We start from the raw sequence: 18075 nt of genomic DNA, 5'->3' as shown, positions 1-18075 counted from the left end.
TGCACATGCAAAAAAGCTTCACCGTCCTTGCAGGGACAGTGAAGCCATTTCCGGTATAGCGAAGAAGTTCATTCTTTATTTCTTCATTACTGGAATCCATATTTCGCAGACATAATCCCCGGCCGAGGTATCGCCTGGAGGATACAGCTCGAATTCGGGTCCGCCTGTATGCTCGTAGCCCGTTCCCGGGAACCATTCCTGGAAAATGCGCTGCCAGACCCCTTGAATCGCATCAGGCATAGCTCCTACGGATTTGAATACCGCCCAGGTCGCAGCCGGAACCACTGCAGTCTCATACCCCTGGGGATCCGCCCCTGGCGGGCTTTCCACAGCAATCCAGTAAGTCAGCATTTCCTTCTGCATGTCCATGCACATACAGATGCCGAGCCATTCTTCGCGTAAGCCGAACTCAATCAGCTTATCTGATGTGCCGTCATCATTACATTCATCCCAAAACTGCGGAATTCTGCGGAAATTCTCCCCATCCTTGGTGGTAACCTCCATTGATTTGCCGATAACGGTAAAAGCTTCTTTATTCACGATTTTGTAATCCATTTCCTGATCTCCCTTCAATGACAGATGGAAAGAGAGGCGCGGGAAGGCTTTGAGCTGTACCCCAGGCTCGCGTGCGGCAGAGGGGGTAAGCCCATGCGCTTTGCGGAACGCTTTGGCGAATGACTCCGGAGAGTCATATCCGTATTTGAGTGCGACATCCAGCACCCGGATGTTTGAAATGGCCAGCTCTTGAGCGGCCAGAGTCAATCTGCGTTTGCGGATATAGTCTGCTACGGTGACGCCGGTCAGCATGCTGAACATGCGCTGGAAGTGGAAAGGGGAGACATAGGCCACTGCGGCAATCTCTTCGATCCGCAGCGGTCCGGTCATTCTGCTCTCCATATAATCCAGCGCGTTCTTCATTCGGATCAGCCATTCCATGTTTGCCATCTCCCTTTAAGTTCATATTATCACGCGGCCTACGGTCCGGTCCTGTTATTCTCTGCTCATCTGAGACAGGGTACAGTCAACGGCCTACAGTCTATGATCCTATGATGTCATGTTTCAAGGGGGTTGTCAGCTTCCGGCATAAGCTAGCCTAACCGGCAGACTCTTGCTTCATATGGCCGCAGCGTACTGCGGTCCATGGGCACCGGCTCCTCCGGATAGTTACCGATAATCGTTTCGGTTACGGCATTCAGCTCGTCAGGCAGCTCTACAGTCTGCGGCGTGTCACAGAAGTTCAGCAGCACCAGCCATTTCTCACCATCCAGTGTCCGGGTGTACGCGTAGATATATTCATGCTCCGGCAAAAGCAGCTCATATTCACCATACACCATGATCAAATGCTGCTTGCGCAGGCTAATCAGCTGCTGATAATAGTAAAATACCGAGTCAGGATCGGCCAGCGCCTGTTCCACATTGATCTCTGTGTAGCGCGGATTGAGCTTGAGCCAGGGTGTGCCAGCGGTGAAACCGGCATTCGTTGAGGCGTCCCACTGCATTGGGGTCCGGGCGTTATCGCGGCCTTTCGTGTGAATCGCCTGGAGAACCGTCTCATGATCTCCGCCGCCTTCCGTAACCTTTTCCCGGTACATATTAAGTATCTCAATATCCTTGTAGTCTTCCAGCACAGGGAATTTCACGTTGGTCATGCCGATTTCCTCACCCTGGTAGATATAAGGTGTACCTTTGAGCGTGTGCAGCAGGGTAGCGAGCATTTTGGCCGAAATCACACGGTATTTGCCGTCATCCCCGAACCGGGAGACCATCCGCGGCTGATCGTGGTTGTTGAGATAGAGGCTGTTCCAGCCTTTTTCAGACAAGCCTACCTGCCATTTGTGCAAAATATCGCGCAGACCCTTCAGCGTCCACGGAATCACATTCCACTTGCCGCCCGGGCCGGAATCGACATCCATATGCTCGAACTGGAACACCATTTGCAGCTCATGCCGGTCTTCGTCAGTATAGAGAATGGCGTCTTCGACAGTTGCCCCCGGCGTTTCGCCGACGGTCATTACATCGTATTTGGAGAGGACTTCACGATTCATTTCCTGGAGATACTCATGAACCCGCGGTCCATTCATGTAATATTCTCCGCCACCGGCCAGCTCACCGGGAGCCAGGCCCTCATGGTGTGCGGAAGGGAGTCCTTCTACTTTGGAGATCATGTTGATAACATCCATCCGCAGCCCGTCTACACCTTTGTCCAGCCAAAAAGCAATCATTTTATAGAGAGCTTCCCGCAACTCCGGATTCTCCCAGTTGAGATCCGGCTGCTTGCGCGAGAACAGATGCAGATAATATTCGCCTGTGGCTTCATCCTTCTCCCAGGCTGGTCCGCTGAAGATGGAGCTCCAGTTGTTCGGCAGCGCGCCATCCGGTCCGCCGGGACGCCAGATATAGTAATCGCGGTAGGGGTTATCCTTGGAGGCGCGGGATTCCGCGAACCAGGCATGCTCATCCGAGGAGTGGTTAATTACGAGATCCATCATCAGCTTGATGCCGCGTGCATGCAGTCCGGCCAGCAGCTCCTCCCAGTCCCGCAGCGTGCCGAATTCATCCATAATGTCCTCGTAGTTGCTGATATCATAACCATTGTCATCGTTCGGCGATTTGTATACGGGTGACAGCCAGACGACATCGACGCCCAGCTTCTGGAGATAATCCAGCCGGGAGATGATCCCCTGCAGGTCCCCGATTCCGTCTCCATTGCTGTCCTGGAAGCTGCGGGGATAGATCTGATAGACTACGGCTTCTTTCCAAAAGGCTCTATTCATTTGGGTGGGCTCCTTTGAGTGGTATTTGAAATTTGAGCTAGAGAAGTTTCCAATGTAGATGCTGGTCGTAACTGCGGTGATTTTCGGACTTCCGGTCGCTGTTGTCCCCAGATTTCCTGATTAAACCGCTGTTAGCGGTAGAAATCCGGTGACAAAGGCGATCGCTATCGCTCCTACAGTTCCGAAATTCCCCTCCGTTACTGTCATCTTATATTGTCTTCACAAGTTCAAATTATAAATAAGCCCCGAAGAAGCTTAATGCCTCCGGGGCGGGGGAGACAGAGACTACACAGTTACTGAAGAACCGTCAGCAGTCACACTGCTCAGTCCGTTCACCGTATACTCCTTGCCATGAATCGTGAGGGATGCCGGAACATCGGTTTCATTACTAACCGTAACCTGTACATCGGTAACTGTAACTTTTAGGCGCGAGCCGCGGAACATGATTTTGAACGAATAAGAGGTCCAGTGTCCCGGGTTGGAAGGGTTCAGGGTCAGCCGGTCGCCCAGCACACGCAGTCCGCCGAAGCCATGTACAATCGACATCCACGTTCCGGCCATGCTGGTCGTATGGCAGCCGTCTTCCGTATCATTATTGTAATTATCGAGATCCAGCCGTGAAGTGCGCAGATACATCTCATAAGCCTTCTCTTTGTAGCCCAGCTCGCAGGCCAGAATCGCATGGATACACGGGGAGAGGGAGGACTCATGCACGGTAATCGGCTCGTAGAAGTCGAAATTGCGCTTCTTGGTCTCCAGATCATAACGGTCACCCAGGAAGTAGAGCCCTTGCAGCACATCCGCCTGTTTGATGAAGCAGGAGCGCAGGATGCGGTCCCAGGACCATTTCTGGTTCAGCGGCAGGTTCTCCGGCAGCACATCCTTCACCTGGATAATCTCCTTATCGAGGAAGCCGTCCTGCTGCAGGAAGATGCCGCGTTCTTCATCGGCCGGATAGTACATTTTGGCGATAATCTCGTTCCACTGTGCCGTTTCACTGTCCAGCAGTCCCAGCTTGTCGGCCAGCTCTGCATAACGTGTGCCTTCATACTCTTGCAGATACGCCAGCGCCTCCAGTGTGTATTCCATCGTCCAGGCGGCAATCCGGTTCGTATACCAGTTATTGTTGACGTTGTTCTCGTATTCATTCGGGCCGGTTACGCCGAGCATCACGTATTTGTCCTTATGTGGCACATAGTGTACGCGTTCTTCCCAGAAGCGGGAGATCTCTACCAGCACCTCAAGCCCGTATTGGCCGAGATAGGCCTTGTCGCCGGTATAGTTCACATAGTTGTAAATTGCGTAGGCAATCGCGCCGTTGCGGTGGATTTCTTCAAACGTAATCTCCCACTCGTTATGGCACTCCTCCCCGTTCATCGTCACCATCGGGTAGAGCGCGCCTTTTTTGTAACCGAGCTTCAGGGCATTCTCTTTGGCTTTCTCCAGATGCTTGTAACGGTAGATCAGCAGATTGCGGGCAATCGTGGAGTCGGCGGTACTTAGGTAGAAGGGTACACAATAAGCTTCCGTATCCCAGTAGGTGCTGCCGCCGTATTTTTCCCCGGTGAAGCCCTTCGGTCCGATATTAAGACGGTCATCTTCGCCCGTATAGGTCTGATTCAGCTGGAAAATATTAAACCGGATTGCCTGCTGCGCCGATACGTCACCCTCAATAATGATGTCGCTTTCCTTCCACTTATCACCCCAAGCTGCAGCCTGTTCCGTCAAAAGCGCTACAAATCCGGCTTCACGCGCACTCTGCAAGGCGGTCCGTGCAGCGTCTACCAGCTGTCCCAGCCCGTAATTGCGGGAGGTGACATTCGCGGCATACTTATAAATAACCACCTGATCGCCGGACTGTACCGGAATCGTAACTTTGCTGCCTACGTATTTCTCCTGCTCCAGGGCATCCGCTTCAGCGGCAACCGGCTCACCATTCAGCAGAATATCGTATACATAAGCCGAGGTTACGTGAAAATCAAGCTTTTTGGTCTTCAGGGTGAGATGTCCGCCCGCCGGTTCCGCTTTCTTCTCGACCTCGTTCCAGAACTTCTCGTCGTAGTTGGAATCCTTGTTCTTGATATCGCCATCCAGATAAGGAGTCACGGTAATCTCACCGGAGAAATTGAGCGGCTGGATGGAGTAGCGGATCGCGCCAATCTCATGGCGGACCATGCTGACGATGCGGATGCTCTCCACCTTCACTTCTTTGCCGTCTGCGGTCGTGGCTGTGAAGCTGCGGGAAAGAGTGCCTTCCTTCATATTAAGTACACGGCGGAATTCGCTGACGGTGCAGGCTGCCAGATCGAGCGGTGTACCGTCAATTTCAACGTTGATGCCGATCCAGTTGGTGCTGTTGAGGACTTTGGCAAAATACTCCGGATAGCCGTTCTTCCACCAGCCGACCCGTGTCTTGTCAGGGTAATATACACCGGCCATGTAGCTGCCTTGCAGGCTGTGCCCGCTGTATTGTTCTTCGAAGTTGGCTCTGCCGCCCATGTATCCGTTCCCGATGCTAAATACGCTTTCGGAAATTTCCTGGGTCTGCGGATCAAAGGATTCTTCGATGATGGACCATTCATCAATTTTGAGGTATTGTTTCATTGTTATTGGCTCCTTTTAGATGGGGGAATGAGGTATATAAAATGAACTATCAGTTCGATGATACAGTTGCGTGTTGGCCGCTCCGCCGACAAAAGGTTGTTACGATCGCTGTTGTCCCCGGATGCTCAGATTGAAGCTTATTGGGTAAGCATCCGGGGACAAAGGCGAACGCTGACGCTTCTCCACAATCCTTTTGCCTGCTCCGCTATCACGTAACTTTAGATCTCACATATAGTTCTTTTATAAAGAGTAGGGCAGAAGACAAGGACTCATCTTACACAGCAGCTGTTAATATTCGTCAAACCGAGGCAAAAGATTCCTGTAATGTCCGGACGCTGATCTGCTGCAGCGAAGGGACCACCAGATTCGCTGCGCCCAGCGTCTCGGGCGAACCGATGCCGACGCTGCGCATGCCCGCACGGGTGGCGGCCAGGACGCCGGCTTCGGCATCCTCGAAGACTACGCAGTGTTGAGGGGCGGTGTTGACTGCTTCTGCTCCCAGCAGGAAGACCTCCGGATCAGGTTTGGCTGCGCTGGTGTGCGTGCCGTCTATGATAGCATCGAAGTAGGGGGTAAGGCCGGTGTTGTTCAGGATGGTCATCGCATTCTTGCTGGCGGAGCCCAGGGCTACCTTGATGCCATGTTTCCGGCATTCCTTCAGGAAGTCCAGCGCGCCGGGCAGAATCTCTGAGCTGTCCATCTTGGCGATGTATTCCACATAGCGGTTGTTCTTCTGCTCGGCCAGTCTTGTTTTCTCCTCTTCTCCAAGCTCGATGCCGCCGATCTCCAGCAGGATATTCAGGGAAGCGGCCCGGCTGACACCCTTAAGCCGCTCATTATCGTGCTCGGTGAAGACAAATCCGAGCTCCTCCGCCAGCTCTCTCCAGGCAATATAGTGGTATCTGGCGGTGTCCACGAGTACACCGTCCAGATCGAACAGGCAAGCTTTGATTTCTGACATATTGAACCTCCTAAAATGTAAGTGGATATAATCTATTTTGAGAATCGCGCCGAATGGGCGCGTCACAATAAATGGACGGGGAATGCTGCACCAGGTACAACAATCCGTCTGCGAAACCCCCAGTGCTCCCAGGGTAGGCTAAAGCCTGACCAGGGCGGAAAATCCTATCCAAATGTGGTTCGATCTTATTTAGCGCAAACGTTTGTACAAAGCTCCAAAAAATAAATGAAGCGCGATTAGCTTCATTTATCAGCTTGTGAATCATTACTGCTTGTGAATCATTACTGCTTGTGCATCATTGCAGCTTGTGCATTGCAGCCTGTGCAAGTCATTGCTTACCCGGAGTATACATCGATGACTCCCGTACGATTAAACGGTGGGGAATGACAAAACGGTTCGTATATCCGTCATGATTATCCGGCTTCTGAATACTCTGAATCAGCACCTGTGAGGCTGTATAGCCCAGATGATAGATTCCGATATCAATGCTGCTGATTGGCGGGCTGGACAATTCCGAGAGCGGAATATTGTTAAAGCTGACAATCGCCAGATCCTCAGGGACCTTGTATTTCAGCTCATTCAGTCCGCGCAATACCCCGAAAGAGACCATATCATCCACCGCAACGAGTGCCGTTGGACGGTTCGGGAGATTCATGAAGAATGACATCGCCCGGTAGCCGCTGTCCTGCAGAAACTCGCCTTCGACAATCCATTCCGCCTTCATTTCAAGGCCTTTATTCTGCATTGCCTTACGGTAGCCTTCCAGACGGTCGCGCGAAACGATAAGATTCGGCGGGCCGCTGACGAAGCCAATGCGTTCATGACCCATGGAAATAAGGTGGTTCGTTGCATCATAAGCAGCCATGATATTATCATTGTCGACTGACAATATATCTTCATAGCGGTCGCTTCGTCCAACCAGCACGAAGGGATAGCCGCCTGATTCCAGAAAATCGATCACCGCATCATCTTTACGGGAATACAGCAGAATAACGCCGTCCACGCGGCGTCCTTTGAGCAAGCGTGAGACGGCTTCAAGCTCTTCCTTCTCATTTGCCCCGGAGCTGATCAGCACATCATAGCCCGAACGGCTGGACTGGGTGACGATCCCGCGGATTAATTCCATAAAAAACAAATTGGAGAACAGCTCTTCAGCCGGTTTCGGAAGAATGATGCAAATACTGTTGGTTGTCTTGGAAACGAGACTTTTGGCCATCATGTTCGGGGTGTAGCCCATTTCCTCCATAATCACTTTAACCTTACGGGAAGTTTCTAGGCTGATTCTGGGATGGCCTGACAACACCCGGGAGACCGTGGAGGGAGATACTCCCGCTTTCTTGGCCACGTCCTTAATGGTAACTGTCATAGAAACCTCCTTATGGAACCGTTTGCTTTACACAGTAATATTAATCGAAGTCCTGATGATTGTAAATAGAGAAACCCGGTGTGTTGCACAATACTGGCATAGAAAGTGATGAAATGAACATTTTTACTGTGCTGGTCACAAGCTTTCCACAGGGATTCACTGGATGTTTATCAATGGAGTGGTATTCGTGGGAGTAGGCAGTATTGAGGTACTCCGGACATTGCACCGAAACTGTGCAAACGTTCTTAGATTGATGTGAATGATTATATATCTGATTAATTTTCGAAATTTCTTTATAAAATAAGGATTTATTTAGAATTTCTCAGCTTTTTAATTATTGACGGAAGTAAGTGGATGAATATGAAATGTGCAAATTAATGCAATTAATGACTTAAATATTGTGCAACTATTGGCACGTTTTGCAGAATATTTTGGAAAATTACTAGTTGACAATAACTTTACTAGCAGATTAGTATGAAATCGAAATGAATTAAGCGTTTACAAAGTCTGATTTTATGCAGGATATTTATGTCGCTGCCCGTAGTCAATGAATAAGAGTAAGTGCAGAATGTTTTGCAAACGTTTGCGCAGAAAAGGAATGGATTTTGCGTAGGGAAGGGCAAATTCAGAGCATGATTTTTGTATTTTTCAAGGAGGATCGGAGTCAGTTGGGCCTGATAAGCCAACATTGCAGCAGACACCTGCAACCGGAGTTGGGGATTCTGCCGTTCATGCAGTTGAAGTTCATAACATTCATGGGGGGATTGACGGAATGGAATTTGCTTTACGGATAAAAAAGGCTTTTGCAATCTTGATGGTTATCGCTCTTGTATGCTCTGGCCTGGGCATAAACCTGCCCAGAGTCAGCGCAGAAACGACAAAGGTTGTGCTGGTTGGTGACCTGCAGAGTAAGTTCACGGGGCTGGATTCCGCTGAACCGAAAGATTGGAACGAGAAGTCTACAGTAACCCAAATGACTTACAGGGGGGAGGGGCTGTACACCTTCACCGGCATGCTGCCGCAGGGAACCTATCACTACAAAGTTGCCCTCAACGATGCCTGGACGGAGAACTACGGGTATGGCAGCTACACTAATCCAGCCGGGACGGAGGCGGGCGGCAACATTCAGATTACTTTAAGCGAGGATACAAGTGTAACCTTTTATTATAATGACATTACCAAAGCGATTGCAGATTCCACGTATTATTCACCGGTGCCTGCGGACCGTTTACCCCGGGTGACCGGCAGTCTGCAGACTGTGCTTGGAGACGAGCAGAATGATTCCCCGGCAGATGCCCGAACGCTGCTAACCGATCCGGACTTCAACGGGATCTATGAGCATACGGCCATGCTGCCCGCTGGTGATTATACCTACCAGATTTATCTCCCGGGAGCTGCACCTTCGGATGGAGTCGCCTATCCGGACACCGCGCAGGAGCTTAAGCTTCCCTCCGGGCTGCCGGTAACTTTCAAATACAATGCGCAGGACAACAGTGTCTCTGCCCATTACACGGTTCCTTCTGAACCGGGTACGGCCGTGCCTGTTCCAGCGGGACATATAAGAGTGCATTACCACCGTGCTGCCGGTGATTATTCCGGCCAGGCATTATGGACATGGGGCGATGTTGTATCGCCGTCCGTGAATTGGCCAAAAGATGCCGTTCCTTTCCCTGATGGACAAACCGATGCCTACGGCGCTTATGTCGATCTGCCTGTGAAGGATGTGGCGAAGACGATCTCGTTCCTCGTGGTAAACCGGACTACCGGGGTTAAGGAAATGGAGGACGGGGACAAAACTTTTAACATCAGTACTCCGCAGACCAATGAGATCTGGATCACGGAAGGCTCGAATAAAGTAACCCCTTATGAACCGGTGGAGCTTCCGGCGAATACAGTGCGGATTCACTACATGCGGGCCGACAACAATCAGAGCCAGTACGGCCTCTGGCTGTGGGATGATGTGGTGACGCCGTCTGATGTGTGGCCACGGGGCGCAACTCCTTTTGTACCGGAGAACCGGGATTCCTTCGGAGCCTATGCGGATATTCCGCTGAAGGAGAATGCCAAGACTATCAGTTTCATTGTTATGAAGCCTACAAACGGAGACAAAGACGGACCGGCGGGCAATGAGAACAAAAGCTTCGCTTTTCTGGACCGTTACAATCAGCTGTGGGTGAAGGAAAATGACCCGAATGTTTATACTTCACCTTTTGGCGAGACACCGGTCGGGCTGTTATCCGCGGATATATTGTCCGCAAGCAAACTATGGCTAGGGTTCACATTAACGGACGGACTTACGGCGGATGCACTAAAAACAGCCATTTCCATAAAGGATTCGGAAGGAGCCTCTGTTTCTGTTACAGGTGTGGCGGTTACCGGCACAACTTCGGTTGAAGTGACTACCGGTGCATTTGATCTGAAGAAAATCCCGCTGAGTGTAACGTATGCAGGTAAAACTGTATCCGCTTCCAGCGGATGGAGAATGATGGATGAGCTGTACAATTACACAGGTGACGATCTCGGAGCCACATACCATAAGGCCAGCAAGTCGGCAACTCTGAAGCTATGGGCGCCGAAAGCGAGCTCAGTGACTGCGGTTGTCTATGATAAAGCTGACGCTCATCTCACTGTAGGCCGCGCCGGGCTGACTCTGGGGGATAAAGGAGTCTGGACGGCGGAGCTGACTCCGGCTGATCTGACCGGTGCACCCGGCGCAGAGGATGTCAGGGACTTCTACTACCAGTATGAAGTGACCAATGAGGGAGTAACTAAGCAGGTGCTTGATCCTTATGCCAAATCCATGGCTGTATTCACCGTGAATACGGCAGGAGAAGCGGGCCCAGGCGGTGATACGGTGGGCAAGGCAGCCATTGTGGATTTAAGCGCTACGAATCCCGAGGGCTTCCAGGCTGCAGACATTGCCGGCTATGAGGACCGTGAAGACGCCATTATCTATGAGGCGCATATCAGGGATTTCACCTCCGATCCGGCAATCCAGTCGAGTCTCGGCGGGGAACGCTGGGGGTCTTATGCGGCTTTTGAGTCGAAGCTGGATTATATCAAATCCCTGGGTGTCACCCACATTCAGCTGCTTCCGGTGATGGCCTGGTATTACGGGGACGAAACCGGGATGGAAGACAGGGAGCTGGACTATTCAGCTCAAGGCAATGAGTATAACTGGGGTTATGATCCGCACAGCTATTTCTCTCCGGACGGGGCGTATTCCCGCAATCCGGCAGATCCGGAAGAGCGGATTAAAGAGCTGAAAGGCTTGATCGATGCGGTGCATGAAGCCGGGATGGGCGTCATTCTTGATGTTGTGTACACCCATATGGCCAAAAAAGAATTTCTGAATGACATCGTGCCTAATTATTATGCCTTCCAGGACCCGGCCGGGAACTTCATCGGCGGCTTCGGCAACAATCTGGCAACCAGCCATAAGATGGCCGAGAAGCTGATGGTCGATTCCGTGAAATACTGGTTCCAGGAGTACAAAATCGACGGGATGCGCTGGGATATGATGGGCGATGCCACGGCAGATGCGGTACAGGCTGCTTATGACGCAGCGGCTGCCATTAATCCCAAGGCCCTGTTCATCGGGGAGGGCTGGATTACCTTCGGGGGTGAGGCTTCGGATCCATCCCTCAAAGGCAAGGCTGCTGATCAGAAATGGATGGATAAGACGGACAGTGTCGGCGTGTTCTCTGATGAGTTCCGCAATGAGCTGAAATCCGGGTACGGCTCCGAAGGAGATCCGAGGTTCATTACGGGCGGAGCGCGCCCCTTGACGACGATCCTGAACAATATCAAAGCGCAGCCTTCCAATATTCCGGCAGATGATCCGGGAGATATCGTTCAATACATTGAAGCCCATGATAATCTGACGCTCCATGATGTCATTGCCCTGGCCCTTCACAAGAATCCGCAGAATCCGGCGAACGAGCTGGAGATTCAGAAACGGATCAGACTCGGAAACATGCTGCTGCTGACTTCGCAGGGAACCGCATTCCTGCAGGCAGGTCAGGAGTACGGGCGTACCAAGCAATGGATGGCTGCGGGGGCACCCGAGCAGAAATATACGGAAGTCCGCGATGCGGCTGATCAGTCTGTCAGTTATTTCATCAACGATTCATACGATTCTTCGGATGCGGTCAATGCCTTCGACTGGTCCGCAGCAACGGATGAAGTGAACTTTCCGGTGCAGAATGCGACCAGAGAATATACGGCCGGGCTGATTAAGCTCAGAAAGTCTACCAACGCTTTCCGGCTGGGCGACATCAGTCTTGTGAATTCCAATGTCAAGCTTATTGAGTCACCTGAAATGCAGAAGGATGATCTGGTGATCGGTTATTCAAGCAAGGCAACGGATGGAACCGGGATCTATTATGTCTTCATGAACGGTGACAGCAAGACAAGAGTTCTTACTTTGCCGGAGAACTTGAGTAACGGTACTGTGCTTGCCGATAATGACGAAGCCGGGACCGAAGCTATTTCTGCTGCGGACCAGAGCGGATTCAGCCTGACTGCGGATTCGATCACTCTCGACCCGCTCACATCTGTAATTATCCGCAAGGATGCAGCCGCAGCAGTAGTGTCTCTGCTGGAGACGGACCAGTCCAGCTATACGCTGAAGGAGGGGGCCACGCATCAGACTGTGGTCACGGCGAAATATGCGGACGGCACTTCAAGCAAAGTGACCGCCAGGGCGCTGTATGTATCCGATAAACCGGAAGTAGCCACAGTGACAAGCAAAGGGCTGGTGAAGGGGATTATGGCTGGAACAGCGATCCTTACCATTACCTATGGCGGCGTGTCCGCGAATGTGACCGTAGAAGTAACCAGCCCGCCGGTGGAAACCAAACGGTATGTGCAGTTCACTTACACCCGGGAAGACAGGATTTATAAGGATTGGAGTGTATGGCTGTGGTATACCGGGGCAACAGACGGTGAGGTGAAGCTCCCCGAGCCCGCAGGAGATTCAGCAAGCTCGACGGTTCTGATTGAAGTAGGCAAAGACGCAACCCAGGTGGGCTTTGTGCTCATAAAAGGTCTGGACTGGTCTGGCAACAAACAGGATATAGCGGATGACCGCTATATTGTTCTGACTCCCGGCGAGGCCTTTACCAAAGTCCGTGTAACCAGCATGGTCAAAGAGCTTGAAATCACCCCGGGCATCAGCGGTCCGCTGATGCAGGATGAAGCCATAACCTTCCTGTACCGTGATGACGAGCTGTTCCGCGGCGGCGATGTGTCTGCGATAACAGACATTAAAGTGAAGGTGAACGGCAAAGAATATCCGATGGAGTATGATCCGGCCAAGGAATGGTTCAGCTACCGGCTGAGCGGTCTGGAGGAAGGCATTTATAAGTATACCTTCATCGTAACCAAGGACGGAGTGACCCGCGAGTTCACCGACCCGCACAACACGGTGGGCGGGGAATCTTCCCTGTACTATCACAAGCCGGAAGTTAATATTACAGCAGAGGTCAATCCGCGGGCTGTAACCTCCAATGAGAATGCTGTGCTAACGGTCAAGGCTGTTGCGGCAGAGGAAGTGTCTTATAAGGAGGCTTATCTGGACCTTACTGCACTAGGTGGACCAGCCAAGGTCAAATTTGATACAGAGCTTATGCAGCAGACTATAGCGGTGAAGGATGAGGTACCGGCAGGTATCAAGAGCATTCCAATTGTCCTTGTGGACCAGTATGGCAATCTGCACAGACAGTCTGCTGAAATCGAGGTGAAAGCCAGAACCTACAGCGGTTCCAAGCTTGATTTCGACTGGGACGAAGCACGGATCTATTTCGCACTGACCGACCGCTTCAAGGACGGTGACCCTGACAACAATGAGAATGTGGACAAGGCACATCTTGAAGCCTATCATGGCGGCGATTTCAGGGGAATGATCGACAATCTCGATTATCTGCAGGAGCTGGGCATCAACACGCTCTGGATTACGCCGGTTGTAGATAATATTGATTTCAACCAGGGTGTCAGCTTCGGCGGCAAGCAATATGCTTATCACGGGTATTGGGCCAAAGACTTCACCAAGCTTGATGAGCACCTTGGAGACATGCAAACCTTCAAGGAACTAATTGAGAAGGCGCATGACAAGGGCATCAAGATTATGGTTGATGTAGTGCTTAACCATGCGGGCTACGGGCTGAAGGCAGATGACGACAATCCGGAGGTAACCGCTGAGGATAAGGCGCGTTTTGCAGGAATGCTGCGTACAGACGGCGTTCAAGCCGATACGGATGTCATCAAAGGCGAGCTCAGCGCCCTGCCGGACTTCAAGACGGAGGATCCTGCGGTACGTGAACAGATCATTGCCTGGCAGACAGGCTGGCTGGATAATGCCCGGACCGAGCGGGGAGATACAATCGACTATTTCCGCGTTGATACGGTCAAGCATGTGGAGGGCACAACCTGGAAAGCATTTAAAAATGCGCTGACGGCAATAGATCCGGGCTTCAAAATGGTTGGCGAATACTTCGGCGGAACCGCCGATAATGATGGCGGCATGCTGCAAAGCGGGCAAATGGACGGTTTGCTTGATTTTAGCTTTAATGATCAGGCCAAGCTGTTCGCAGAGGGTACCATTAATGCTGTGGATGCTTATCTGCAGGAGCGCGAAGCGAAGATCAGCAATACCGGGGTAATGGCACAATTCCTCAGTAGCCATGATGAGGATGGCTTCTTGTCAAATTACGTTGACGGTGACAAAGGTAAGCTCAAGATCGCAGCTGCGCTGCAGATCACGGCCAAGGGCCAGCCGGTAATCTACTACGGCGAAGAGTTGGGCCGGTCTGGGAAAAATGCCGGAGATATGGCAAGCGGCGAGTTCAGCGAGAACCGGGGCGATATGCCTTGGGAACAGCTCACTGCAGAGCAGGGACTTCATGATCATTATCAGAAGCTGCTGAACATTAGGGCCGAATATTCGCAGCTATATGCCAAAGGTATCCGCACCAAGCTTGCGGGCTCCGATGATCTGGGATATCTGGCCTTCAACAAGCAATACGGGAACGACAACGTGGTTACGGTAATCAACACGAAGAAGGAAGGTGTAAGTGCAGAAATTCCCGTTCCGTTTGCGGCATTGTCTACTGTAAGAGATGAGTATAGCGGCAAGCTGTACACGGTATCGGCTGCCCGGAAAGTAACGGTTGATCTACCGGGAAGAGATGAGGGCGGAACGGTGATTCTGGCGGCGGAGCCGGTTGTGGTACCCCCAACACCAACACCAACACCAACACCAACACCAACACCAACAGCGGAACCAACGCCAGCGGTAGAATCCGAAGCTATATCGGTTGTAAAGCCAACACCAACGGTAACGCCAGCTCCAACGGCGGTTCCGGCAGGTACACAGATTATAAGTGAGTCGGATCTTCGGAATGGCAAGGAGGGCAGAGTAGAGCTCAGTCTGGGACAGAGAAATACTTCGTTGCTGCTGCCGGTCCAGGCGGCTAAGCTGCTGGGGAATAACGGGCTGGTTATTCACTCGGAGGGGCTGTCCGTTACAATCCCGAATGCTGTGCTGGCTGATATTGGGGCCATGGTTACAGGTGCGGATGCAGAAAGTTCACATATCCTGATGGAGCTGAGTCCGCTTAGCGAAGCTGCAGCGCAGGATGCAGTCAAGAGATTCAGTAAGGAGAACACGGCTGCAACTGCTGTATCCGGGGTATACGACCTTAAACTGCAGATTATCAAAAAAGACGGGACCAGCCTAACTGTTACAACGTTCAGGCAGCCGGTTACTTTGACACTTAAGCTTCAGGGCAACCCGGTTAAGGATTGGACAGGTGTGTTCTATCTGGGAGATAACGGTGAGCTGAAGTATATTGGGGGCGAAGCGCAAGCGGATGGTTCACTTACTGCTGCAGTTACACATTTCAGCAAATATGCAGCACTTCAGATAAATACAGTGTTCAAGGATGTGCCGGATACCCACTGGGCTTCTGCTGCCATTAAATCACTTGCAGCCAAACAGGTGGCAACAGGGGTATCGGCTGCTGAATTTGAACCTGCAAGAAAGGTGACGCGTGCGGAGTTTACAGCATTGCTGATGCGTACACTCGGACAGTCAGGGGAAGGGGGAGCGATATTCGCTGATGTCCGGGCAGATGCCTGGTACTCCTCTTATGTAGCCGCTGCCGTCAAATCAGGCATTGTTAACGGGCGCAGCAGGACTGTCTTTGCCCCGGATGCTACTATCAGCCGTGAGGAAATGGCGGTGATGATTATCCGCGCTCTGGAATTCAAACAAGGCAAGCTCCTGGCTTCCTCAACAGGCCCGGCCTTATTCGCGGATGCCTCCAGTATCAGTGCATGGGCAAGTGCTTATGTGAACGCTGCCGTAGAGCTGGAACTGGTAGAGGGCAGAGACCATCATCTCTTTGCGCCGCAAGGACCGTTGACCCGTGCAGAGAGTGCGCAGGTGATTTACAAGCTGCTCGGCAAATAGCGCGCGACGAATCAAATCAGAACGTAAACAGGGTATTCCGCAGGCCATAACGGCTGCGGAATACCCTGTTTGCTATGCCTGGAATATAACTCAATCCAATGAATGGAGCTTCTGAGAGGGTGGCTAGACCATATTAGCTTGCAGTACTGCATAACCGTAAGCCGGGAGCTTGAGCGACAGCTTGCCGCGTTCCGCGCGGAGCGGTTCGCCGGTGAACAGGTTCTCCCAGGAGCGTTCCTGTACGTCTACCCGGAAGGTCTGTGCGGTCTCTTCCGTATTGATCAGCACGAGAATAAGATCATCGCCCAGGCTACGTTCATAAGCCAGCTTGGTACCCCCGGGACCGGCTTCCAGGAACGTGAAGCTTCCTGTGCGCAGTGCCGGATGGCTGCTGCGGATCTCGATCAGCTTGCGGTAATAATTGAACAGGCCGCGGTCCTGCATCGCCGGATTCCACTCCATGCACTTGCGGCAGTCCGGGTCGCCATCACCATCCATGCCGATCTCATCTCCGTAATAAATGCAGGGGGTGCCCATGAATGTGAACTGGAACAGCGCAGCCAGCTTCAGCTTATTCTTGTCCCCGTCCGCGAGCGTCAGCAAACGCGGGGTGTCGTGGCTGTCCAGCAGGTTGAAGGCAACCTCGCTGGCCTGCAGCGGGTAACGCGACAGCTGTTTGCCGATGGAGTTGGCGAAGCCTTCCGCATCGAGTTTGCCATACACGAAGAAGTCGAGCACCGCATCCGTGAACGGGTAGTTCATCACTGCATCGAACTTGTCTCCTTCCAGCCAAGGTGCGGATTCATGCCAGATCTCACCGAGAATATAAGCCTCGGGATTCGCACGCTTCACCACCTTGCGGAAGTCGCGCCAGAATTCATGATCGACCTCGTTGGCCACATCCAGGCGCCAGCCGTCGATGCCGACCTCACGGATCCAATATTCAGCGACTTTCAGCAAATATTCCTTAACCTCAGGATTCTCAGTATTCAGCTTCGGCATCAGCGGCTCAAAGGCAAAAGCGTCATAATTCGGAATGTTATCCACGACCTGAAGCGGGAACTCACGGACATGGAACCAGTCTTTATAAGCAGAGGCTTCGCCCTTCTCCAGCACATCCACGAACGGGGCGAAGGTACGTCCAGCATGATTGAATACAGCGTCAAGCAGGACACGGATACCGCGTTCATGGCAGGCGTCGACGAGCCTTTTCAGCGTCTCCACATCACCGAAATGGGGATCGACCTGCATATAGTCTTCCGTATCATATTTATGGTTGGTGGTGGCTGTGAAGACCGGAGTGAAATAGATGCCCGTGATACCCAGCTCAGTAAGATGATCCAGATGGTCAATGACCCCCTGCAGATCACCGCCGAAGAAGTTATCAGGCTTAGGTGTGCCGCCCCATGGCTGTACATTGTCCGGATTCAGACTGGAATCGCCGTTCGCGAAACGTTCCGGGAAGATCTGATAGAAGACAGCATCCTTCACCCACGCCGGTGGAATGAACACGTCACCGCGGTTGATATAAGGGAATTCAAACAGCCGGTTTGGATTGGCGGGACGTTCGGTTTGGAAATCGCTTTCGGTCATCCAGATGCGCTCATGGCCCTTTTGCAGCAGAAAGCCGTACTTCAAACGGCGGTAAAGGGGGACGGACTCGCACTCCCAGTAATCGAACATCGCATCCGAAGTGAAAAGAGTCATAGGAATCAACTCCTTGGTGTTGTCCCAGGCGTACTTGTCTCCGGCCCAGGCGAACACCTCGGTCAAATCCCCCTTCTTGGCACGCAGACGCAGGTGGATCGTTTCATGATCGTAGGCATAAGACCAATTGAGGCGCGGACGATGATACACAGCTTCTAACAACATACTAATTCCTCCTAAGGTTTAGTGA

Annotated in this window: 7 protein-coding genes; 1 reads left to right on the top strand and 6 read right to left on the bottom strand. The window is 52.0% G+C overall.

Annotated elements, in window-relative coordinates; translation table 11 throughout:
* Nucleotides 1–75: 75 nt before the first annotated feature.
* From MKZ24_RS28100 to MKZ24_RS28080, 5 genes are all read right to left on the bottom strand, one after another.
* Nucleotides 76–936 carry an AraC family transcriptional regulator gene (locus MKZ24_RS28100; RefSeq protein WP_042234389.1) on the bottom strand — a complete coding sequence of 287 codons (861 nt, stop codon included), beginning with the start codon at nucleotides 934–936 and terminating at the stop codon, nucleotides 76–78.
* A 152-nt stretch (nucleotides 937–1088) separates the two neighbouring features.
* The gene (locus MKZ24_RS28095) at nucleotides 1089–2774 is read right to left on the bottom strand and encodes a glycoside hydrolase family 13 protein (protein ID WP_042234390.1); all 1686 of its coding nucleotides are present in this window, start codon (nucleotides 2772–2774) and stop codon (nucleotides 1089–1091) included.
* Nucleotides 2775–3059: 285 nt separating this feature from the next.
* Nucleotides 3060–5378, bottom strand: coding sequence for a glycoside hydrolase family 65 protein (locus MKZ24_RS28090; RefSeq protein WP_340788905.1), 2319 nt, complete (start codon nucleotides 5376–5378; stop codon nucleotides 3060–3062).
* A gap of 298 nt (nucleotides 5379–5676) precedes the next feature.
* The gene (pgmB, locus tag MKZ24_RS28085; RefSeq protein ID WP_340788903.1) at nucleotides 5677–6339 is read right to left on the bottom strand and encodes a beta-phosphoglucomutase; all 663 of its coding nucleotides are present in this window, start codon (nucleotides 6337–6339) and stop codon (nucleotides 5677–5679) included.
* A gap of 328 nt (nucleotides 6340–6667) precedes the next feature.
* The gene (locus MKZ24_RS28080; RefSeq protein ID WP_039307469.1) at nucleotides 6668–7705 is read right to left on the bottom strand and encodes a LacI family DNA-binding transcriptional regulator; all 1038 of its coding nucleotides are present in this window, start codon (nucleotides 7703–7705) and stop codon (nucleotides 6668–6670) included.
* A 772-nt stretch (nucleotides 7706–8477) separates the two neighbouring features.
* On the opposite strand from MKZ24_RS28080, the gene MKZ24_RS28075 reads away from it, so the two are divergent.
* On the top strand, nucleotides 8478–16178 hold the full coding sequence (locus tag MKZ24_RS28075; RefSeq protein ID WP_340788900.1) for a pullulanase: 7701 nt from the start codon (nucleotides 8478–8480) through the stop codon (nucleotides 16176–16178).
* A 123-nt stretch (nucleotides 16179–16301) separates the two neighbouring features.
* On the opposite strand, the gene MKZ24_RS28070 is transcribed toward MKZ24_RS28075, so the two are convergent.
* The gene (locus MKZ24_RS28070) at nucleotides 16302–18050 is read right to left on the bottom strand and encodes an alpha-glycosidase (RefSeq protein WP_042234398.1); all 1749 of its coding nucleotides are present in this window, start codon (nucleotides 18048–18050) and stop codon (nucleotides 16302–16304) included.
* Nucleotides 18051–18075 lie beyond the last annotated feature (25 nt).

It is taken from the genome of Paenibacillus sp. FSL R7-0297, assembly GCF_038009025.1.
Taxonomy (GTDB): Bacteria; Bacillota; Bacilli; order Paenibacillales; family Paenibacillaceae; genus Paenibacillus_AQ.
Note: the sequence above shows the minus strand (reverse complement) of the source record. Positions and strands in the feature narration are given on the sequence as shown.